This window comes from Amycolatopsis albispora (genome assembly GCF_003312875.1).
In the GTDB taxonomy this organism is placed as follows: domain Bacteria; phylum Actinomycetota; class Actinomycetes; order Mycobacteriales; family Pseudonocardiaceae; genus Amycolatopsis; species Amycolatopsis albispora.
Genome location: NZ_CP015163.1, coordinates 1,860,774 through 1,880,935, shown reverse-complemented (window position 1 = coordinate 1,880,935; position 20,162 = coordinate 1,860,774). Strand labels below are relative to the sequence as shown.

The window sequence follows — 20,162 nt, the reverse complement described above, 5'->3', positions numbered from 1 at the left end:
CCGCGGTACTGCTGGCGGCTCCCGGTGCGGTCCGGCCGGATCCGGTGCCGGCGGATGCCTTCGCCGCGCCCGGCGGGCTCGACCTGCGGTACGCGGTGAACCGGCGGGCGATGCGCTCGGCCGGTGGGCCGTACCGCGACCGGGACGGGCAGTTCCTGCTGTTCGATCCACGCGGCAACGGCCGGGTGGTGCAAGTGTTCGGCGACCTGGGCACCGCCGACCGCATCGCCGTGCTGGTGCCCGGTGCGGCCAACCGCGCGGACAACTTCTGGACCGGCGTGGGCGGCGCGAGCTACCGGGCCCCGGCCACCCAGGCCGCCGACCTGCACCGGGCGGCCCTGGCGGACCGGCCCGGCGCGCGGTTCGCGGTGATAGCCTGGCTGGGTTACGACACCCCGGCCGGGGTGGGGCCCAGCGCGGCGCGGCCGGAGCCGGCACGGGCGGGCGCGGCGGCGCTGGTGCGGTTCACCGCCGGGCTGGCCGCCGTCCGTCCACAAGCGACGATCGCGCTGCTCGGCCACAGCTACGGTTCGGCCGTGCTCGGCGCGGCCGCCGCGCGACTGCCCCGGCAGGTGACCGATCTCGTGGCGTTCGGCAGTCCGGGAATGGGCGTGGGCAACGTGGCACAACTGGGCACCACGGCGCGGGTCTGGGCCGGGCAGTCCGGCGGGGACTGGATCCGCTGGGTGCCCGGGGTGAAGCTGTTCGGCCTCGGCCACGGCACCAAGCCCGCCGATCCGGCCTTCGGCGCCCGCGTGTTCCCCACCGCGGACGTCACCGACCACGACCACTACCTCAGCCCCGGCACCGATTCGCTGGCCGCGCTCACCGCCATCGCACTGTCCACAAGCGACCCGGAGGCCCGGCCGTGACCACCCGCGACCGGACCGTGGACGCCCTGCGCGGGCTCGCGATCGCCGGGGTGGTGCTCGGGCACTGGCTGGTCAGCGCGGTGGTCAGCGACCCGTACCAGCCGGCGGCGCTGCACGGCGAAAGCCCGCTCGCGTACCTGCCTTGGCTCGCGCCGGTGACCTGGTTCCTGCAGACGCTGGGCCCGTTCTTCTTCGCGGCCGGATTCGCCGCGGCCCGGCGTGCGCGGGACGGCAAGCCGCTCCGCCTTTCGCGGCTGGTGGTCCCGGTGCTGGCGCTCGCCGCAGTGTGGCTGCCCGTGTTGTTCCTGCTCGAGGCCGCCGGGGTGCCCGCCAGCACACGCGAACTGGTCTGGGCGCTGGTGACGCAGCCGCTGTGGTTCCTGCTCGTGTACCTGCTGCTGGTGGTGCTCACCCCGGTGCTGCTGCCCGCCGTCCGCCGATTCGGGCCGTGGGCGGCGGTGCTCCCGCTGGTCCTGGTCGCGGTGGTCGACGTGGCCCGCCCGCAGGGACTGCCGCTGTGGGTGTCGGTGCCCGCCACGCCGGTCGCCTGGGCCGTGCCGTACCTGCTGGGGCTCGCGCTGGGCGACGAACGGCTGCCGCGGCGGGCCGGTGCGGTGCTGCTGTCGGCCGGCGTCGCCGGTGGCGCCGGATTGCTGCTGGCCGGATATCCGGCGAGCGCGGTCGGCGTGCCGGGGGACCGGTGGTCCAACCTGGCGCCGCCGTCGCTGTTCGCGCTCACGCTGGCCGCCGCGCAGGTCGGCGTTTTCCTGCTGCTGCGACCGTGGCTCGCGCGTGTGCTCGAGCGGCCGCGTGTCTGGGCGCCGGTGTCCGCGCTCAACCGGTCGGCGATGGGCGTCTACTGCTGGCACCAGACCGCGTTGCTGCTGGTCAGCTTCGCCGGGCTGCTCGCGGGACGCCTGCCCGGGCTGCTCGACGAACCCACCGGCGCCTGGCCGTGGCACCGGCTGTACTGGCTGCCGGTGTTCGCGCTCGTACTGGTCGCGCTGAACCGGCTACCGTCCCGGCTCCGGTCGGCCACAATGGGCCGTACCTGACCAAGGAGAACCTGGATGGCCAAGTACCTGCTGCTCAAGCACTACCGTGGCGCGCCGGCCGCGGCCAACGACGTGCCGATGGACCAATGGACGCCGGAGGAGGTCTCGGCGCACGTCAAGTACATGAAGGACTTCGCCGACCGGCTCAAGCGGACCGGGGAGTTCGTCGACGAGCAGGCGCTGTCGCCGGAAGGCACCTTCGTCCGCTACGACGGCGAAGGGCGGCCGCCAGTCACCGACGGCCCGTTCGCCGAGACGAAGGACCTGATCGCCGGCTGGATGGTGATCGACGTCGAAACCCACGAGCGGGCGCTGGAACTGGCGGCCGAACTGTCCGCGGCGCCGGGTGCCGGTGGCAAGCCGATCCACGAGTGGCTGGAGCTGCGCCCGTTCATGGCCGCACCCCCGTGCATCACCGAGTGAGTGCGCCGATGGACGAGGTCCTGCTCCGCAGCCTCACCCCGCACGTGCTCACCATCCTCGTCCGCCGCGGCGCCGACTTCGCGGCGGCCGAGGACGCCGTGCAGGACGCACTGGTCGAAGCCGTGCGTGTGTGGCCGGACAACCCGCCGCGTGATCCGAAGGGCTGGCTGGTCACCGTGGCGTGGCGCCGGTTCCTCGACGCCACGCGGGCCGAATCCGCCCGCCGCCGTCGCGAAGACCTCGTCGAGGAGGAACCGGCGCCGGGCCCCGCGGCCGACGTGGACGACACGCTCCAGCTGTACTTCCTGTGCGCGCACCCGTCACTGACCCCGGCCTCGGCCGTCGCGCTCACGCTGCGCGCGGTCGGCGGCCTGACCACGCGCCAGATCGCGCAGGCCTACCTCGTGCCGGAAGCGACCATGGCGCAGCGCATCAGCCGGGCCAAGCGAACCGTGTCGAGCGTGCGGTTCAACCAGCCCGGTGACGTCGCCACCGTGTTGCGCGTGCTGTACCTGGTGTTCAACGAGGGCTACTCCGGCGACGTCGACCTCGCCGCCGAGGCGATCCGGCTGACCCGTCAGCTCGCGGCGCGCATCGACCACGAGGAGGTCGCCGGGCTGCTCGCGCTCATGCTGCTGCACCACGCGCGGCGGGCGGCGCGGACCACCGCCGACGGCAGGCTGGTGCCACTCGCCGAGCAGGACCGCGGCCGCTGGGACACGCAGTTGATCGCCGAAGGCGTCGACGTGCTCCAGGCCGCGCTCGCGCGGGCCCGGCTGGGGGAGTTCCAGGCGCAAGCCGCCATCGCCGCACTGCACGCCGACGCGCAGCGGGCCGAGGAAACCGACTGGGTGCAGATCGTCGAGTGGTACGACGAACTGGTGCGCCTCACCGGCAGTCCGGTGGCCCGCCTCAACCGGGCCATCGCCGTCGGCGAGGCGGACGGCCCGCGCGCGGGACTGGCCGCGTTGGCGGAACTGGACCCCGGGCTGCCCCGTTATGCGGCCGCCGCGGCGTACCTGCACGAACGCGACGGCGACCCGGCCACCGCCGCACGCCTGTACGCCGAAGCCGCGCACGCCGCGCCCAACCTGCCCGAACGGGAGCACCTCACGCGCCAGGCCGCCCGGCTGAACACGCAGCTGCGCGCCTGACCTACTCCCAGGCCGGGACGCGCGGAAAGCCCGAGCGGATGCTGTTCATCTCCTCGACCAGGTTGGTCACCCCGGCGGCTGCCGAGCGTTGCACTGGCCGAAGACGTCGATCTTCCACACGTCGGCGTAGATCGGGTCGGGCGGGCTGTTGTGGGAGACATCCTCCGATGCGCTCAGGCGCGGCAGAGCAGTGCGTCGGGTGTGCGGTTCGAGCCGATGCGGCCGGTGTAGGCGACGCCGGCGACGTGTTCGCCCGGTGCGCACTGCCCCTTGTAGTGGCCTGATGCGAAGTCGCCGCCGGGTGCGCCGGACGGCCGGTTGTCGCCGCGGTCGAACCAGACCGTCCGGCCGGTCCGTCCCCATGGTTCGGCGGACCGGCCGCACAACAGCGCGGAGAACGCCGCGCCGGTGACGCTGTAGCCGATCGCCGCGTGGTCCGGCGGGCACTGCACCTTCGGGTAGCCCGACGCCCAGTCAGTGTCCACATAGGTCTCATCGCGGACCACGACGTGGCCGGAGGGCACGGGAAGTGTTCCGGTGCACAGGCCGCGGTTGCCGGTGTGGGCGAGGCCGGTGAGGCGCTGGCCGTCGGGGCATACTCCCTTGCGGGCGCCCGGATTCCAGTCCGGCATCGCGCGGACCCTGCGGGAGGCCTGCGCGTCGGCGTGGTCGAGGTTGAGCATCGACCAGCGCTCGGCCGCCGGGACCGGGCCGGTGACCGAGGGCGCGCTGATCAGCCGCTGCCAGGCCGGGCCACGCCAGTCCGTGCCCTCGAGCACGTCGATGCGCCGGCCGGTGGTGTCCCACGAGAGCAGCGACCACCCGTTGCCGGTGCCGCCGGTGTGGAAGCCGACCGCGGGCCAGTAGGCGAAGTCCGTATCGGTCTCGGCGAGGTAGCCGAGGAAGTTGCCGAACCACGCGCGGGAGGCGGGATCGGTGGTGTGCCTGCCTTCCCCGAACTCGCTGATCCACAATGGAGCGCTGTAGTGCTGGCCCGTTTCGGCTGACACAAAAAACGCCTGCCGGTACAGGACTTCGCGCAGTTCCTGGGGTGACAGATCGCGGTAACGCGGGTCGCTGGTCTCACCGATGCCGTCGCGCCGGAATGGTTCGGGCCGGTGTAGCCGTAGAAATGCGCGGAATACACCAGTTTCCCGGAGTCCACCAGCGTGTGCGACAGCGTGCGGGCGGGTTCGAGCGTGGGCCGCCCGTGCGGGAAACCGTCCACGGGCAGGCCGGTCCAGTTGATGCCCTCGACGATGATCAGCAGGTCCGGATTGGCTTCGGTCTGGATGCGGTTGGCCAGCTGCTCGCTCGCGCGCTGCCAGTCGGTGTGGTTGCCCCAGCCCCAGTTGGGGTCGTCGAGCACGTCGCGGCGGACCTCGTTGTAGAGGTCGGCGCCGACCACGCGCTTGTTCGCGGCGTAGCGGCGGGCCATGAACAGCCAGTCGTCCTGCCACCGCTGCTCGGACTGCGCGGTGTTCCAGCGCTCGTTGCCGTCGACCCGCAGCACCAGCGCGAGGTGGTGGTGTGGTTGTTGAGGATGACGGCGAACCCGCGCGCGGTCAGGCGGTCGACGACGCGGTCGTAGACCTGCAGCGGGGTCAGGCCGCGCAGGTCCGGATTGGCGGGCAGGCCGGGGACGGGGTGCTGGTCGTGGATCATCGCGTTGGAGAACGGGAGCCGCACGCTGTTGAGGCCGAGGTGGGCGAGCCCGTCGATGACGGTGTCGATCGGCACCCGGTCCAGGCCGAGCGGGGTCTGGTGCGCCATCTCGCCCGCGTGGTGGCTGGCCGGGTCCCGCACGTCGCCCGAGCCGGTCCAGGTACCGCTGGCGCCGTGCCAGTTGGCGGACTTGAGCTTGAACCGGTTACCGGCTGCGTCGACGATGTAGCGGCCGCTGGTGCTGAGCGGCGCCGTCCAGGCAGGCACGTCCGCCTTCGCGGGTGCCGGGACGGGAACGGCGGTGGTCAGGAGCGCGGCGAGCAGCACGGTCATCAGCCTCACGGGCGGAGGCTAACGAGCTTTCCGATTCCGTGGATACGAGCAAACGAGTGCTACGACTCGCCGCTGAGGCGAGCGGTGCCGAGCGAAGCCGCGTTGATCGTCGCCGCGGCGGCCTGGGTCGACGAGCCGGAGTTGAGGTTGGCCAGCGTTGCCCGGTCGAGCGCGTGGACCACGAACTCGTAGGTGTTCACCGTCGAGGGCGAGCACGGTCCCTGGTAGCCGTAGAAACTGGCGCTGCCCCGGTAGTAGACCTGCCGCGCACCCGCCGGAACCGCGGGCCGGTAGCGGTGCTCGACGTTCTGGGACAGCGAGGTCGCGCTGACCGGGATGTCGTAGATGACCCAGTGGATGAGGTTGGCGTTGTCGAGGTCGCGCATGACCACCGCGTAGCTCTTCGCGTCGGCCGGGGCGCCGGACCAGGTCAACGGCGGTGACTCGTTCTTCTTGGCCGGGTCGGGGACGCCGCCGCTGGTGCACTCGTGTGCCTTGGGGATCAGCCCGCCGTCGGGAAAGGCCGGGCTGGACAGGGTGAACGCGCTCCGAGCCGTCGCGGTCGCGGGCAGCAGCGCGGTGGCCAGCGCGAGGAGCACGGCGCTGAGCACGATCCTTCTGGTTCGCACGGCTGCCAGCGTAAGCGCGCGGAATGCCGCATGGTCCATACCAATTGACACCTCAGCATCGCGGTATGCGCGGCTGGTCAGCCGCGGTCGGAAGGCTGCCAGGCCGCGGCGACCAGGTCGATGGCGCTGCGGGCGGGGTCGGGGGCGGCGTGGTCGTAGACCTTGCGTGTGGTGTCGATACTGCTGTGGCCGACGTCGGACTGGACGTCGGCGAGCTGGGCGCCCGCCTCCACCGCTGCGGTGACGTAGAAGTGCCGCAGGGCGTGCGGGTGCATGGCGTCGGCCACCGGTGCGAGTTCTTCCCCGGCCGAGGCCGCGATGCGGCGCAGCAGTTGCCAGATGGCCTGCCGCTGGAAGCGGTTACCGCCGCGCGTCACCAGTAGTGGCCTTTCGGACGCGGCACCCACGTGACCGCGCCGCGCGAGGGCGTCGCCACGCCCTTCGCTCGCCGCTCGCACACTGAGGTAGTGGGTGAGCGCGGCGTCGGCGGGCGCGCTCAGGTACACGATGCGCACCTTGCCGCCTTTCCCGTGTACACGAAGTGCGCGTCGGCCGCGGGTGATGTGCAGGTCGGTCTCGTCGAGTCCGCAGAGTTCACTGACCCGGAGCCCGAGCGTGAACAACGCGACGATCGCGGCGGCGCGTGCGGTGTCCAGCTCACTGGCCCCGCGGCGAGGCGCGGCGGCCGCCGCGTGCAGAGCCGCGACCTGCGTGCCGGTGAGGGTGATCGTCGAGGACGTGCTGGCGGCCGTCGCGGTCAGGCCGAGGCGGCGCCGGGACAGCGCCGCGGGATTGCCGGTGGCCACCCCGGCTCCGGCCAGGTGCGCGTAGAGGGTTTTCACGGTGGCCAGCATCCGGTCGCGGGTGGCCGGTGCGGCGTCGGCGGCCGTCAGTTCCGCCAGCCACGCCTTGACGTGCTCGGTTCCGGCCCGCGCGGGGTCGACGCCGTGGGTGGCGCACCAGCGGAACCAGTGGAGATGCCGCAGCCTGCCACGCGGCGCCGGTGGCGGCCCCGGTTGTCGTTCGGGTGCGACCGGCGAGAACGCTGACGGGGGCAGCACTGTGCGCGCGTAGCGGTGCACCGCCGCTGCCCACTCATCTGGACCGTCGAGGGGTTGCGCCCATTCCTGCAGTTGGTCGGCGCTGACGGGCAGGCCGAGCCCCTCGGCGTAGGTGCGGCGCGTCTGCTGGTTTCCGTAGCCGCCAAGCCACTCGGCGATCTCGGCGAGCAACGCCACGGGCTCGGCCGCATGGGGCCACCGGGACGCGGGGGTGAGCACGTCCGCCGCGAGCGCGGGGGACGCGGCAAGCCCGGCCCGGTTGATCATCGCGCGAGTGTATCGCCCCGCGTGCCGCCGCCATCTGATTGAGCGGGCGTCGCGTGACCGTCACCGTGACGAAATGAAGCGACCATCCGGTGCCTCTTGATCGCGTTCGAGCGCCAAGTTCACTTAGCTACAAAATGTACCTTCTGTAGCTAACTTGTCTTGCATTGAGATAACTATAACCTAGGTTAGTGGTTATGTAACCACTACTGTAGGCTGTTGTCGTGACTCAGGGAAACGGAGCGGTTGTCCAAGAGCAGGACGCTGACCAGGCGCGATGTGGCTTTCGGCGGTGTCGTCAGCCGCTGCCGCCGCCGGGGCCGCGTGGGGGACGGCCTTACGAGTTCTGTCCGGACCGGACGTGGCCGGGTGGGAAGGGCTGCAAGCAACTGGCCGCCGCCGAGCAGGCGTTGCGGGACGCGCTCGGCGAAGAAGCTCTGCCCGCAACCGCGCTGAGCGACGCGGGGGAGGCCTTCAGCACCGCGGCCGCCGCGGTGACCGGTCCGCTGCGCACCTTGAACGACACGCTCGACGCCGTCACCACCCAGCTGCGAGCCGAGATCGCCGCCGCCGTGGAGCAGGCCGAAGTTGCCCGGCAGGCAGCGGCGGAGGCCACGCAGCAACGTGACACCGCCCTGGCCAGGGCAGCCGAGGCCGAGCACACCGCGGAGGCCGCAGTGGAAGCGGCCCGAGTGGCCGAGGAGGCGCAGCGCCTGGCCGAGGCGACCGCGGCCGAGGCCATCGAGAACCGCTCTGCCGCACAGCTGGCGCAAGCGAAGGCGGAATCAGCGACCGCGGTGATCACAAAGCGCGCCGCGGAAGCCACCGAGCAGGCCGCGGCCCAGCGCGCTCGCGTCGACGAGCTGACCGCCACACTGGCCGCGCGTGGCGAGGAACTGGCAACGCGAACCGCCGAACGGGACGCCGCCCAGCTGGCCCTGCGCGACTCCCAAGGGCAATGCAAAACCTGGGAGCGGCTGCTGGACACGGCCAAGCGCGAACTGGCGGCGGTCCAGGAACAGCTGCGAGAACAGGAAACCCGCTACCACGACCTCCGCACCGAGCACGAGACACGCGAGGCCGAGTCCCGCACGCACCTGGCCACCGTCCAAGCCGAGTCCCGCGCGCAGCTGACCGCCATCCAGGCCGAGCTGACCACCGCACGCGGGCAACTCGACACCACCCAGCTCCAGCTCACGCAGACGAAGGCAGCGCACGACCAGGTCAGCGGGCTGCTCTCCCGCGTCCGCCAACGCGCCCTCGCCGCGACGGCGGAACCCCCAACCCCGCTCCGAGACGACCTGCTGACCATCCTCCTCGGCGACGAGGCCCCGGACACCGCGGACTGAACACCAGGCGGCTCAGGCGAAGATGTTGTGCACGCCGCTGACCGATTCGGGGCCGTAGGCGACCGAGCCGACCGGGACCCGGTGTCCGACGGCTTCGAGCACCCTGGCGGTCCACACCGGACCGAAGCCGCCGCACAGTTCGATCAGTTGGGCGCCCTCTTCGACCAGGCGGCGCGCGATCTCGGGCGCGCCTTCGGGGCCGGGCAGGCCGACCAGCACGGTGCGGCATCGCCCGGTGTCGGCGACGGTGACCTCACCTGCCGGATCCGCGCCGGTCGCGGTGTAGATGAATCCCCAGTGGCGCAACGACATCCCGGCTCCCTTGTTCTCCTATGTGGACGGTTCCAGTCCACCGGGGGAGGGGTGTCCGTGTCCATCAGGATCTGCCGCACGGGCGTCCGCCTCGGCCGCACGGGCCAGCTCAGCGGCCAGTTCGGCGCATGCGCGAGCGTGCTGTGAGTCCCGCCAAACCAGCGCGTGCCGCACCATCGGGGCGTCGCGCAGCGGGATGCAGCGCTGTCCCGGCTCGGCGGACCAGCGTGGCCGCAGGGCCACCACGCCCGGAGCCCGCAGCGCCCCGGCGAACAGGGCACGACGCGGGGGCCCGCGCAGGATCCGCCGCGGTGTCCAGCCCGCTTCTTCGGCGCGGGCCAGGACGTCGTCGTGGTAGCCGGGGGCGAGGTCGCGGTCGAACCACAGCAGGTCGTTGCCGGACAGATCGGCCCAGTCGACTTCGCTCCGGGCCGCCAGCGGATGCGCGGAATCGACGAGGACGCCGAGGGGCGCGACGCTCACCACCGCGAAGTCGAAGACCGGGTCGACTGGCAGCACCACCAGCCCGGCGTCGAGTTCACCGGAGCGGATCCGGTGCAGCTGGGTGCTCACCGGAAGGTCGTCGACCTGCCGGAGCCGTCGTGCCAGCAGGGCGGCGACCGCCGGAGGCGCTCCGGGGGTGACGGCCAGGCGCAACCCCTCGCCCGCCGGCAAGCGCGCGGCCTGCAGTGCCCGGTCGGCCTGCCGCAGTGTCCGCTCGGCTTCGGGCTGCAGGGCCAGGCCTGCTTCGGTCGGCTCCATCCCGTTCGGCCCGCGCACGAATAACGCGGTGCCGACCTCGCGCTCGAGCGCGATGATCTGCTGGCTCAGCGAGGTCGGCCGCAGGTGGAGCCGGGCAGCGGCCCTGGTCAGGTTCCGTTCTTCGGCGACCGCGCGGAAGTACCGCAACTGGCGAAGTTCCACGGGGTCACCCTAGGCCGAGCGCGCCATCGGCTGGTCAAACCCCGGGAGGACGCCCTGGCCACCCGGGTTTTCCAGCCTGTACGCCATGAAACTGCTCGCGGTCGGCACGGCGTGATGCCGGTGGACGAAGGCAGCGTGGTGCTGCTCGACCTCGATGGCGGCGGTGGCGCGAGGGTCCACACCACGCGTTCTGCCTGCGGGTCGGGATCAGCAGTTGGAAAGGGCTGTGGCTGGCGCCCGGCGAATCCTGCCCGCTCGGTTTCCCGCAGTGGGTCAGGCGGTTCCAGCAGGACGTGTGGGCGGAGCTGGCCGACTGGAGAGGCTCGGTCGGCAGCACCGGCTGTGGCTGATCACCAACGGCGACGCCGAACTCCAGCGCCGCAAGGTCCGGCTCGCCGGTCTGGACACTGTCATGGAGCGGATCTTCGTGTCCGCGGAGGTGGGCTGGGCCAAACCGGCCGACCGCTTCTACGACCACGTCGAGGCCGAGGCGCGCCGGGCGGGGCTCCGGATCGCCCTGGTCATCGGTGACAGCGTGCCGAAGGAGATCGTGCCCGCGCGGGCACGTGGCTGGCCGGTCGCGCTCATCGGCGGATCCCCTGACGCCGGCGTGCCCACCTATGCCCGGCTGGCCGACGTGCGGCTACCCCGGAACCACTGAAGTCCCTCAGGTCGCGGCGACACCGACCCAGGGCTCACCGTCGAGTGCGGCAGGGCGTCGTCCACGCTGTCGCCCACCAGCAGCACCCGCGACGGCGGCCATTCGCTGCGTGAGCTGCGGTTGTCCATCAGCAATCCTGCGTATTTTCGAGTGAGCCAGGTCACTGGCCCTTGTCTTCGCCCTCGACCAGACCCCAGGCTGATCACGAATTCATCAGGATCCCTGATGATTACGTCGAGTCCTGGAGGTTCGAGTGGAGTTCCTCGATCCCGCGCGGTGGTCCGGCAAGGTCTTCACCGGCGCCTGGTCCGGCGGCGGAGCCGGTACGCACGAGGTGCGTGAGCCCGCGACCGGGGCGAGCCTCGGCGAGGTGGGCCTGGCCGACGCCGCCGATGTCGCCGCGGCCGTCGACCGCGCGGTAGTTGCCCAGCGCGAGTGGGCCGCGCGGCCGCACGCCGAGCGCTCGGCGGTGCTCCTGCGTGCCGCCGCGTTGCTGGCCGAGCACACCGGCGCCATCACCGAGTGGCTGGTCCGCGAGTCGGGCTCGGTCCGGCTCAAGGCGGGCATCGAGATCGACGGCTCGGCGGGGGAATGCGTGCAGGCGGCCGGCCTGCCGTCCGCGCCCTACGGCGAGTTGCTGCCCTCGGCGGGCCGGATGAGCTTCGAACGCCGTGTGCCCGTCGGCGTGGTCGCGGTGATCTCACCGTTCAACTTCCCGCTGCTGCTGTCGATGCGCTCGGTCGCCCCGGCGCTCGCGCTGGGCAACGCGGTGATCGTCAAGCCCGATCCGCGCACCGCGGTCTGCGGCGGGGTGGTCATCGCGCGGATCTTCGAGGAAGCCGGACTGCCCGCCGGAGTGCTCCAGGTGCTGCCCGGTCACGCCGAAGCCGGGGCGGCGCTGGTCGAACACCCGCGCGTGCCGGTCATCTCGTTCACCGGTTCGACGCGCGCCGGGCGGGCCATCGGCGCCCGCGCCGGGGAACTGCTGAAGCGGGCACACCTGGAACTCGGCGGCAACAGCGCGCTGGTGGTGCTCGAAGACGCCGACCTGGAAGCCGCCGCATCCTGCGGTGCGTTCGGCAGTTTCCTGCACCAGGGCCAGATCTGCATGGCCGCGGGCAGGCACCTGGTGCACCGCTCGCTGTACGAGCGCTACGTCGAGCTGCTCGGCAAGAAGGCCGAGCAACTCCCCGTCGGTGACCCGTTCACCGAAGACGTCGTGCTCGGCCCGATCATCGACGACGGTCAGCTGGCCCGCGTGCGTGACCTGGTCGATCGCAGCGTCGCCGCCGGGGCGCGGCTGGTGCAGGGCGGCACCGCGGACGGGCCGTTCTACGGGCCGACCGTGCTCGCCGACTGCGGGCCGTCGATCCCCGCCTACGCCGAAGAGGTGTTCGGCCCGGTCGCCTGCGTGCGCCCGTTCGACACCCTCGACGAGGCCGCCGAATTCGCTGCGGACTCCGAATACGGCCTGAGCCTGGGCATTCTGACCGCCGACCCGGCCGCCGGGCTGGCGCTGGCCGACCGCATTCCCAGCGGCCTGGTGCACATCAACGACCAGACGGTGAACGACGATCCGGCCGCGCCCTTCGGCGGCGTCGGCGCGTCCGGGGTGGGCCGCGTCGGCGGCGCCCGCGCCAACGTCGACGCCTTCACCGAGACCCAGTGGGTCACCGTGCGCGCCGAATCCGCGCGCTACCCGTTCTGAAAACCCGAGAGGACCCGATCAATGTCAGCAGCACCCTGGGGCGAGAACGTGCTCGTCGATTTCGAGGACGGGATCGCGTGGGTCACGCTCAACCGCCCGGAAAAGCGCAACGCGATGAACCCCGCGCTCAACGACGAGATGGTGCGCACGCTCGACGCGCTGGAGGGTGATCCGCGGTGCCGGGTGCTGGTGCTCACCGGCGCCGGTGACTCCTTCTCCGCGGGCATGGACCTGCGTGAGTACTTCCGTGAGGTGGACGAGTCCGGTGACGCCGCGGTGCAGATCCGGGTGCGCCGCGCGAGCGCGGAATGGCAGTGGAAGCGGCTGTCCACCTGGTCGAAGCCGACCATCGCGATGGTCAACGGCTGGTGCTTCGGCGGCGCGTTCACCCCGCTGGTCGCCTGCGACCTGGCCATCGCCGCGGAGACCGCCCGGTTCGGACTGTCCGAAGTGAACTGGGGAATTCCGCCGGGCGGCGTGGTCAGCCGGGCGCTGGCCGCCACGGTCAGCCAGCGCGACGCGTTGTACTTCATCATGACCGGCGAACCGTTCGACGGCCGTCGTGCCGCGGAAATGCGGCTGGTGAACGAAGCGGTGCCGTCGGAGCGGTTGCGTGAGCGCACCGGTGAGCTGGCGGCGAAGCTGGCGTCGATGAACCCGGTGGTGCTGCGCGCGGCGAAGGTCGGGTACAAGCTCGCGCAGGACATGCCGTGGGAGCAGGCCGAGGACTACCTCTACGCCAAGCTGGAGCAGTCGCAGTTCCTCGACCCGGAGCAGGGACGGCAGAAGGGCATGAGCCAGTTCCTCGACGAGAAGGCCTTCCGCCCCGGTCTCTCGGCCTACCGGAACGGCTGATGCGGGACGAGGGCCTCGGCTCGTGGCCGGTGCGGCGAGCGCGGATGACGCCGGACCGGACCGCGCTGGTGCACGGCGAGCGGACGGTGAGCTACGCGCGGCTGGCGGCCCGGTCGGCCGGGCTGGCGCACGGCCTGCGCTCGGCCGGCGTGCGGCGGGGTGACCGGGTCGCCTATCTCGGCCCGAACCACCCCGCCTACCTGGAAACCCTGTTCGCCACCGCCTCGCTGGGCGCGGTTTTTGTGCCGGTCAACACCAGGCTGGCGGCGCCGGAACTGGCCTACGTGCTCGACGACGCCGGGGTTTCGGTTTTGGTGCACGCCACGGCGTCGCCGCCGGCGGTGCGGGAACGCCTGGAGGTCGGCGGGAGCCGGTACGAGGATTTCGCGGAGTGCGGCGCGGAACCGCCGGACGAACCGGTCGCGCTAGGTGATCCGTGCCTGATCATGTACACCTCCGGCAGCACCGGGCGGCCGAAGGGCGCGGTGCTCTCCCACGGCAACCTCACCTGGAACTGCGTCAACGTGCTGGTGGAGTCCGACCTGTCCGGTGGCGAGGTCGCGCTGGTGGCGGCGCCGTTGTTCCACACCGCCGCGCTGGGCATGACCTGCCTGCCGACGCTGCTCAAAGGCGGGACCGCGGTGCTGATGGAGTCGTTCGACCCCGCTGCGGCGCTCGAGCTGATCGCCCGGCACCGGGTCACGCTGCTGTTCGGCGTGCCCGCGATGTACGACGCGATGGCCGCGCAGCCCGGCTGGGACTCGGCCGACCTCTCGAGCGTGCGCACCCTGCTGTGCGGCGGGTCGCCGGTGCCGCCCTCGACCGTCCGGCGTTACCTCGATCGTGGGCTGGCCTTCGTGCAGGGTTACGGCATGACCGAGGCGGCGCCCGGGGTGCTGGTGCTCGACCCGGCGGCGGCGCGCACGAAGGCGGGCACGGCCGGGGTACCGTCGTTCTTCACCGACGTGCGTGTGGTCGACCCGGCCGGGGACGAGGTGCCGCCGGGCGGGCGCGGGGAGATCGTGGTGCGCGGCCCGAACGTCATGCTCGGCTACTGGAACCGGCCCGAGGCCACCGACCAGGCGATGTCCGGCGGCTGGCTGCACTCCGGCGATGTGGCCAGTGTGGACGGTGACGGCTACTTCACCGTGGTCGACCGGCTCAAGGACATGATCATCTCCGGTGGTGAGAACATCTCGCCCGCCGAGGTGGAGGCCGCCGCCTGCGAACACCCGGACGTCGAGCTGTGCGCGGTGATCGGCGCGCCCGACCCGAAGTGGGGCGAGGTCGGGCGCGCGGTGGTGGTGCGGCGGCCCGGCGCCGGGCTGACCGCGGACGAACTGCGCGCCCACCTGCGTGCCCGGCTCGCCGGGTACAAGGTGCCCAAGTACGTCGAGTTCCGCGACGAGCTGCCGCGCACCGGTTCCGGCAAGATCCGCAAGGCCGAACTCCGGGCCGAGTACGCATGAGCGCGGCGCTGGGGCACGATCAGCACATGGCGACCGAACCGCTCACCCTCTACCTGGTCAAGCGGCTGGAGCTGGCGATCCGCGCGCGGATGGACGAGGCGCTGCGGCCGAAGGGCCTGACCACGCTCCAGTTCACCGCGATGACCGCGTTGCGGCAGCGCCGGGGCCTGTCCTCGGCCCAGCTGGCACGGCGCTCGTTCGTCACCCCGCAGACGATGAACGAGATGGTGCGGTGGCTGGTCGAGCGCGGGCACGTCGAGCGCACGCGTGACCCGGCGAACCGGCGGGTGCTGCTGCTGGGGCTGACCGAGTCGGGGGAGCGCCTGTTGGCTGAATGCGATCCGCTGGTCGAGGCCATCGAAGCCGAACTGCTCGCGGCGATCCCGGCCGTGCAGCACCCGCTGCTGCGGCAGAGCCTGGAATTCGGCTACACCGCCCTCAGCCGCGACGACGGCCACTAACCCGTCGCTCGAGCTACCCGCCTGCCTGCCGTGCCGTGCAATGAATGTGGCTTTCATAGCGTCTGGCGCAATGAAAGCCATTCATTGCGTCGGGGTGACGGCGCGAGGGTCGGGCGGGCGGAAATGTCGGTGCCGGTCGTTAGGGTGCGTGCCGTGACTGTGTTGTCGAGGGAAGCGCTGGTGGCCGCCGTGGCGGCGGGGAAGCGGTTCGAGTACTTCTTCTTCTGGGGGCACACGCCCGGTGACGCCGAGGTGGACAAGTGGTGCCTGAGCCAGTGGTGGCCCGCGGAGTTCACTGTGGACGGTGTCAGGTACCGCTCGGCGGAGCAGTTCATGATGGCGGAGAAGGCCCGCCTGTTCGGTGACGCCGAGGCGGAGAAGCTGATCCTGGCCAGCGAAACCCCGGCGGAGGCGAAGAAGCTGGGCCGCGCGGTGCGTGAGTTCGACCAGGAGACGTGGGTGGCGCGCCGGTTCGACATCGTGGTGCGCGGGAACGAGGCGAAGTTCGGTCAGGACGAGCGGTTGCGGGAGTTCCTGCTCTCCACCGGTGACCAGGTGCTGGTGGAGGCGGCGCCGCGGGACGTGATCTGGGGGATCGGGCTGGGCGCGGCGAACCCGCGTGCGGCCGATCCCGCGTCCTGGCGTGGGCGCAACCTGCTCGGGTTCGCCCTGATGGCGGCCCGGGACACGCTGCGCGCCGGGTGATTCCGGGCGGTTACGAGGATTTGATCGCGGCGAAGTAGGCCTCGTTCAGGCGCTCGCGAACGCTCGGCGCGCTTTTGGCACTCTCGACGCCGAGGTGCTCCCGCCGCAGTTCGTCCATGAACTCCTGCCAGAGCTCGGGGCCGCCTTCTTCGAGCAGTTCGGCGCGCACGCGCAACGAGTGGCTCGTCGGCCGGTGGCGCAGTCCCCAGCTGCCCAGCTGCGCGAACACAGGCACGAGCTGGATCGCCGGTTCGGTGAGGCTGTAGCGCGCCCGCTGGCCGGGTCGTGTGTCCTCGCGGGTGAGCAGGCCGGACTCGACGAGCCGCTTGAGCCGGTCGGCGAGGATGTTCGAGGCGATTCCCTCCATCGATCCCGCCTGCAGCTCGCGGAAGTAGCGGCGGTCCCCGAAGACGATGTCGCGGAGCACCAGCAGGCTCCAGCGATCACCGAACACCTCGATGGCGGCGTTGATCGGGCACCCCGATCGCGGTTCAGCTTCGGCACTCATAGTGCTTGCAATCTACCACCACTCGGGACTACCGTCTGCGCAAGCGGTTGCAAATCACAAGCGGAGGAGGCTGGGGAGGCATGGCGCTGAGACAGGTCGCGGACGGTGTGCTGGTCCACCAGAGCGAGTTGATCCAGAACAACACCGTTGTCGTGCGGGGCCGAAGCGGCGTCCTGCTCATCGACGCCGGTATCCGGGGCGAGGAGATGGCCTGCCTCGCGAACGACCTCCGCGAGCTGGGGCAGCCCGTCGTGGCGGGTTTCGCGACGCATCCCGACTGGGACCACGTGCTCTGGCATCCCGACCTCGGTGACGCACCCCGCTACGGCACGGCCCGCTGTGCGGCCTATCTGCGGGAACTGCGGTCGAACCCGGGCTGGCGGGACCGCGTCGCCACGGGATTGCCGCCGGAGATCGAGGACGAGGTGCCGCTGGAGCTGTACGGCCTCATCACCGGCCTGCCCGCCGGCACCGACCGCGTGCCCTGGGACGGCCCCGCGGTCCGGATCGTCGAGCACCCGGCCCACGCCCCCGGCCACGCGGCGCTGCTGATCGAGGAACGCGGGGTGCTGGCCGCCGGTGACATGCTCTCCGATCTCCTGGTCCCGATGTTCGACGACACCACCACCGCGATCGAGGACTACCTGACCGGGCTGCGGGTGCTCGAAGACGCGGTGGCTGACGTCGAGGTTGTCGTTCCCGGGCACGGGTCCGTCGGCCGGGGCGACGAGGTCCGCGCGCGGATCCAGCTGGACCGGGCGTATGTGCGGGCGTTGCGGGACGGCCGTGAATTCGATGACCCCCGGATCGGCGCGTCGGTCAAGCCGGGCTGGGAGTGGGTCAACGACCTCCACGAGGGGAACACCGCGAGGTTCGCCCGGAGCTAGCGGTGTGCGCGGCTCCAGAGCGCGGCCCAGCCGCCGTTGCCGAGTAGCGCGGCCGGGACGAGCAGACCGTGTTCGGCGACGCGCTCCCCGAACAGGTCCACCGGCGCACCGAGGTCGGCGGCCGCGGGCAGCGCGTGTTGCCACGGTCCGTCTGCGTCGAACAGGTCGGTGGCGGGAAAGCCGGGTACCGCGGTGCCACCCGCCGGGACCACGCGCACGGTGTTGTCCATTGTGGACCCAGTAGTGCGGGCGATCACCAGCGCGCACACCAGTTCCGGTGACGGCCTGCGGGCCGCCGAGCGGGCGAGCGCGTCGGCGAGAGCCGGTTCGCCCATGGCCGCGCGGACCGCCCGGGACACCACATCCATGGCGTGGGCGGGCGCGATCTCCGCCTGCCGCACGAGGGCGCGCAGCGTTCTGGGCAGCGGTGCGGCCGTGGCGAGCGCGCCGAGTTCGGCGTGATCGAGCCGGTTCACCGCCGTGGCGAGGGGCCGGACACGCGTGGCCTGCCACAGGGCGGCCGCGCCGAGCCCGGTGTCCAGTGCGGTGCGGAGCAGTTCGGCGTGCCGGGCCGGGCTGAGGCGCTTGAGCGCGATCACCGCCGCGTCCGGCTCGAAGTCGGCCGGTTGACCGGCGGGACCGAGTCCGCGTGCGAGCTGGGCGTACACCCGTCGCGCGGAGGTGGCCGGTGCCGCGGTGAGTTCCCGTTCGACCGCCGCGACCAGGGAATCGACGAGCGCGGCCGGCAGGCGGCCCGCCACCCGGCGACGGGACGAGCGCGACCGGGGCGGCGGCACCGGCAGCAGCGGTTCGGGTGCGGGCGGGACAGGGCCGGGGAGTTCGCTCACCCAGCGCTTGATGTGCTTTTCCAGCGCCGGTGCCAGGGTGTCGTTGAACCGCGCGCGCAGCTCGTAGATCTGCCAGCCGCCGGTGTGCCGCCGGATGTCGAGATTGGCGGCGATGCGGTGGTCGGCGGGGTCGCGCAGCGCCATCAGCACGCAGTGGCCGCGCCGTGCCTGGTCGGCGTACCACGTTTCGCCGATGCAGTTGCCCATGTAGCCGGACCAGGTGGCCAGCTGCCGCGGGTCGCGGCCCAGTTCGACGGTCAGCGTGGTGCCCGGCACCACCTGCTTGTCCACAGTGGATATTTCCGGCGGGATCGGGAAGGTGCCAACGCTGGCCTCGGTGACCGCCGCGTCCGCGCTGACCGCGTCCACCAGCTGTGCCCAGCTGCCGCAGCGGGGCGGTGGTGTCGCGCCGAACGCGACCAGCTGCGCGACGCCGGCGGCGGCCAGCGGAACGGAGTCGGCCTCGGGGTGTTCCGGTGGAGGTGCCGCGGTCTCGTAGTCGAGGTCGGGCGCGGGCCGCGCATGGCGGACGGTGGCGGATTCGTTGCCGTAGAAGGGCGCCAGCGCGTCGGCGAGGTCGGCGTACCAGAGCAGGTCGTGGGGTGCCTCCACGGTGGCGGGATCGGCGCCGGGCGTCAGCCGCGCGGCCAGTGCCCGCGCCGGGCCGTCGGGATGGGCGTCGGCCAGCGGCGGTTGTTCCCAGGTGCCCGCCGCGCGGAAGAAGCCCACCACGGCACGCCACCGGTTCAGCTGGGACACCTGCCACGGTTTGCAGGTGTCCCAGCAGTTGTGCAGCGGGCGCTCGTCGAGGTTCCGGATCAGCTCGGCGACCGCGTCGAAGACGACCACGCCGTAGTTGCGGGCCATGGCGACGCGTTCCTTTACGTAAGTCTCGGTTTTCGCGGTGATCGTGCGTCCCGGCCGCAGCGGCTTGAGCAGGTCGTGGACGTAGCGGCCCGGCCGCGCGGGATGGCTGTAGGCGCCTTCGGGACGGCGTGTGGCCGCGGTCCGCTGTTCTTCGGTGAGGCATTCGTCCGCGGCGGCCAGCTCGGCGCGGTGCTGCTCGGCGGCTCGCGCGAGGCCTTCGTCGGACATCGTCCTGGCGAAGCGGAGTAGCGCGGTGGCGGCGATGGCGTCGTGCAGCAGCCAGGTGAGTTCGCGGGCGGGCCATTCCGGCGGCGGCTGCCAGCGAGCCGCGTCGGCCAGCGACGCCTGACCGCCCGCCGCCCAGGTCAGCCGCTGCAGGAGCGGGGCGTCGAGGTGCTCGCGGTGGCGTTCGCGGAGCTTGCCGATCCGGTCGGCGCGGACCTGGCCCGCGGCACGCCGTTTCACGCGCTGCCGCTGGACCAGGTGCGCGCACACGTGGTGCCAGAGGCTGGTGACCAGTGTCAGCCGCCGCGGCCCGGGATAGCGCGTGAGCACGAGGGTCAGCTGTTCGGCCAGCGTGGAGGCCGCACCGCGCGGAAACGGGTCGATTCCGTCGGGAGCGTTCAGGGCGAGTACGTGTTCCAGCTGCTCGGGCCCGAGCAGATCCGAGGCGGCCGAGGCCAGTTGCAGAGCAGCCCAGCGGCGTTCGGCGATCGCGGTGCTCGCGGCGGCGCCGACCCGCTTGGTCGCGGAGGGCCCGAACAACGCCACCAGCGTGGCGGTCCGGTCGCCGAGGCGGTGCGCGCCCTCGGCGCCGAGGACCTTGAGCGCGGCGAGCACGGCGTCGCGCCGATCACCGGGGGCGCCGGCCAGCCGCCTGGAGGTGAAGCCGCCGCCGAGATCGACGCCCGCGGCGGCCGCGGTCACCGTCCCGTCGCCGACGAGCAAGGTGAGCCGCCGCATGGCTTCGCGCAACGCTTCGGGCGTCGCGTCGGCCGGTCCGATGGCAACCGGGGCGCCGGGCGGGTGGGCGCCGGTCCGGTCGCTGGCGGGTTTGGGCAGGGTTCGGCCGCCGGGGGTGGGGAGCCAGCAGCACACCCCCGCTCCGGCGGTCACCCCGAACGCCAGCTGAACGGACATGCCCTCCATGAT

General features: G+C 72.1%; 18 protein-coding genes and 1 pseudogene. 12 read left to right on the top strand and 7 right to left on the bottom strand.

Annotated elements, in window-relative coordinates; all coding sequences use genetic code 11:
• Positions 1-44 precede the first annotated feature (44 nt).
• The 4 genes from A4R43_RS08790 to A4R43_RS08775 are packed head-to-tail and all read left to right on the top strand — an operon-like array spanning position 45 to position 3,504.
• The gene (locus tag A4R43_RS08790) at positions 45-872 is read left to right on the top strand and encodes an alpha/beta hydrolase (RefSeq protein WP_162788379.1); all 828 of its coding nucleotides are present in this window, start codon (positions 45-47) and stop codon (positions 870-872) included.
• Positions 869-1,927 (top strand): acyltransferase family protein, encoded by a 1,059-nt coding sequence (locus A4R43_RS08785; protein WP_162788378.1) that lies wholly within the window; start codon positions 869-871, stop codon positions 1,925-1,927. The genes A4R43_RS08790 and A4R43_RS08785 overlap by 4 nt, the downstream gene beginning before the upstream one ends.
• 15 nt (positions 1,928-1,942) lie before the next feature.
• Positions 1,943-2,350, top strand: coding sequence for a YciI family protein (locus A4R43_RS08780; protein ID WP_113691862.1), 408 nt, complete (start codon positions 1,943-1,945; stop codon positions 2,348-2,350).
• 8 nt (positions 2,351-2,358) lie between these two features.
• Positions 2,359-3,504: an RNA polymerase sigma factor gene (locus A4R43_RS08775; RefSeq protein ID WP_113691861.1), complete on the top strand. Its 1,146-nt coding sequence runs from the start codon at positions 2,359-2,361 to the stop codon at positions 3,502-3,504.
• A gap of 173 nt (positions 3,505-3,677) precedes the next feature.
• Here A4R43_RS08775 and A4R43_RS08770 read toward each other — a convergent pair.
• The 3 genes and pseudogenes from A4R43_RS08770 to A4R43_RS08760 all read right to left on the bottom strand — a co-directional run bounded on the left by A4R43_RS08770 (position 3,678) and on the right by A4R43_RS08760 (position 7,459).
• A pseudogene (locus A4R43_RS08770) lies at positions 3,678-5,502 on the bottom strand (glycoside hydrolase family 5 protein).
• A 59-nt stretch (positions 5,503-5,561) separates the two neighbouring features.
• A complete protein-coding gene (locus A4R43_RS08765) occupies positions 5,562-6,131 on the bottom strand; it encodes a YbhB/YbcL family Raf kinase inhibitor-like protein (protein ID WP_236808852.1) in 570 nt (189 codons plus the stop codon).
• 77 nt (positions 6,132-6,208) lie between these two features.
• Entirely contained in the window at positions 6,209-7,459 is a 1,251-nt protein-coding gene (locus A4R43_RS08760; RefSeq protein WP_113691859.1) for a tyrosine-type recombinase/integrase, read from the bottom strand.
• A 407-nt stretch (positions 7,460-7,866) separates the two neighbouring features.
• On the opposite strand from A4R43_RS08760, the gene A4R43_RS08755 reads away from it, so the two are divergent.
• Complete coding sequence (locus tag A4R43_RS08755) at positions 7,867-8,805, top strand: coiled-coil domain-containing protein (RefSeq protein WP_236808851.1); 939 nt, start codon at positions 7,867-7,869, stop codon at positions 8,803-8,805.
• A gap of 12 nt (positions 8,806-8,817) precedes the next feature.
• Here A4R43_RS08755 and A4R43_RS08750 read toward each other — a convergent pair whose 3' ends face one another.
• Entirely contained in the window at positions 8,818-9,117 is a 300-nt protein-coding gene (locus A4R43_RS08750) for a DUF6506 family protein (RefSeq protein ID WP_113691857.1), read from the bottom strand.
• Between the two features lie 18 nt (positions 9,118-9,135).
• The gene (locus A4R43_RS08745) at positions 9,136-10,041 is read right to left on the bottom strand and encodes a LysR family transcriptional regulator (protein ID WP_205215278.1); all 906 of its coding nucleotides are present in this window, start codon (positions 10,039-10,041) and stop codon (positions 9,136-9,138) included.
• A 295-nt stretch (positions 10,042-10,336) separates the two neighbouring features.
• Here A4R43_RS08745 and A4R43_RS08740 point away from each other — a divergent pair, with 295 nt between their 5' ends.
• From A4R43_RS08740 to A4R43_RS08715, 6 genes are all read left to right on the top strand, one after another.
• Positions 10,337-10,702: an HAD family hydrolase gene (locus A4R43_RS08740; RefSeq protein ID WP_162788377.1), complete on the top strand. Its 366-nt coding sequence runs from the start codon at positions 10,337-10,339 to the stop codon at positions 10,700-10,702.
• Between the two features lie 253 nt (positions 10,703-10,955).
• Positions 10,956-12,410 carry a benzaldehyde dehydrogenase gene (locus A4R43_RS08735; RefSeq protein WP_113691854.1) on the top strand — a complete coding sequence of 485 codons (1,455 nt, stop codon included), beginning with the start codon at positions 10,956-10,958 and terminating at the stop codon, positions 12,408-12,410.
• A 21-nt stretch (positions 12,411-12,431) separates the two neighbouring features.
• The gene (locus tag A4R43_RS08730; RefSeq protein WP_113691853.1) at positions 12,432-13,265 is read left to right on the top strand and encodes a p-hydroxycinnamoyl CoA hydratase/lyase; all 834 of its coding nucleotides are present in this window, start codon (positions 12,432-12,434) and stop codon (positions 13,263-13,265) included.
• Entirely contained in the window at positions 13,265-14,734 is a 1,470-nt protein-coding gene (locus A4R43_RS08725; protein ID WP_113691852.1) for an acyl-CoA synthetase, read from the top strand. Before A4R43_RS08730 ends, A4R43_RS08725 begins: the two co-directional genes overlap by 1 nt.
• Positions 14,735-14,760: 26 nt before the next feature.
• Entirely contained in the window at positions 14,761-15,195 is a 435-nt protein-coding gene (locus A4R43_RS08720) for a MarR family winged helix-turn-helix transcriptional regulator (protein WP_113697446.1), read from the top strand.
• A 153-nt stretch (positions 15,196-15,348) separates the two neighbouring features.
• Positions 15,349-15,900, top strand: coding sequence for an NADAR family protein (locus A4R43_RS08715; RefSeq protein WP_236808850.1), 552 nt, complete (start codon positions 15,349-15,351; stop codon positions 15,898-15,900).
• Between the two features lie 10 nt (positions 15,901-15,910).
• Here A4R43_RS08715 and A4R43_RS08710 read toward each other — a convergent pair whose 3' ends face one another.
• Complete coding sequence (locus A4R43_RS08710; protein ID WP_113691850.1) at positions 15,911-16,408, bottom strand: winged helix-turn-helix transcriptional regulator; 498 nt, start codon at positions 16,406-16,408, stop codon at positions 15,911-15,913.
• Positions 16,409-16,488: 80 nt separating this feature from the next.
• Between A4R43_RS08710 and A4R43_RS08705 the strand changes: the two genes are divergently transcribed.
• Positions 16,489-17,295, top strand: a complete 807-nt coding sequence (locus A4R43_RS08705) for an MBL fold metallo-hydrolase (protein WP_113691849.1) — start codon at positions 16,489-16,491, stop codon at positions 17,293-17,295.
• On the opposite strand, the gene A4R43_RS08700 is transcribed toward A4R43_RS08705, so the two are convergent.
• Positions 17,292-20,150 carry a hypothetical protein gene (locus tag A4R43_RS08700; RefSeq protein WP_113691848.1) on the bottom strand — a complete coding sequence of 953 codons (2,859 nt, stop codon included), beginning with the start codon at positions 20,148-20,150 and terminating at the stop codon, positions 17,292-17,294. The two genes, A4R43_RS08705 and A4R43_RS08700, sit on opposite strands and share 4 nt — an antisense overlap.
• Positions 20,151-20,162: the final 12 nt, after the last annotated feature.

What these genes read in the sequence shown, in the direction of transcription:
- A4R43_RS08780 (WP_113691862.1), top strand. Translation starts at nt 1,943, where the DNA reads ATGGCCAAGTACCTGCTGCTCAAGCACTACCGTGGCGCGCCGGCCGCG.
- A4R43_RS08775 (WP_113691861.1), top strand. Translation starts at nt 2,359, where the DNA reads ATGGACGAGGTCCTGCTCCGCAGCCTCACCCCGCACGTGCTCACCATC.
- A4R43_RS08760 (WP_113691859.1), bottom strand. Translation starts at nt 7,459, where the DNA reads ATGATCAACCGGGCCGGGCTTGCCGCGTCCCCCGCGCTCGCGGCGGAC.
- A4R43_RS08750 (WP_113691857.1), bottom strand. Translation starts at nt 9,117, where the DNA reads ATGTCGTTGCGCCACTGGGGATTCATCTACACCGCGACCGGCGCGGAT.
- A4R43_RS08730 (WP_113691853.1), top strand. Translation starts at nt 12,432, where the DNA reads ATGTCAGCAGCACCCTGGGGCGAGAACGTGCTCGTCGATTTCGAGGAC.
- A4R43_RS08725 (WP_113691852.1), top strand. Translation starts at nt 13,265, where the DNA reads ATGCGGGACGAGGGCCTCGGCTCGTGGCCGGTGCGGCGAGCGCGGATG.
- A4R43_RS08720 (WP_113697446.1), top strand. Translation starts at nt 14,761, where the DNA reads ATGGCGACCGAACCGCTCACCCTCTACCTGGTCAAGCGGCTGGAGCTG.
- A4R43_RS08710 (WP_113691850.1), bottom strand. Translation starts at nt 16,408, where the DNA reads ATGAGTGCCGAAGCTGAACCGCGATCGGGGTGCCCGATCAACGCCGCC.
- A4R43_RS08705 (WP_113691849.1), top strand. Translation starts at nt 16,489, where the DNA reads ATGGCGCTGAGACAGGTCGCGGACGGTGTGCTGGTCCACCAGAGCGAG.
- A4R43_RS08700 (WP_113691848.1), bottom strand. Translation starts at nt 20,150, where the DNA reads ATGTCCGTTCAGCTGGCGTTCGGGGTGACCGCCGGAGCGGGGGTGTGC.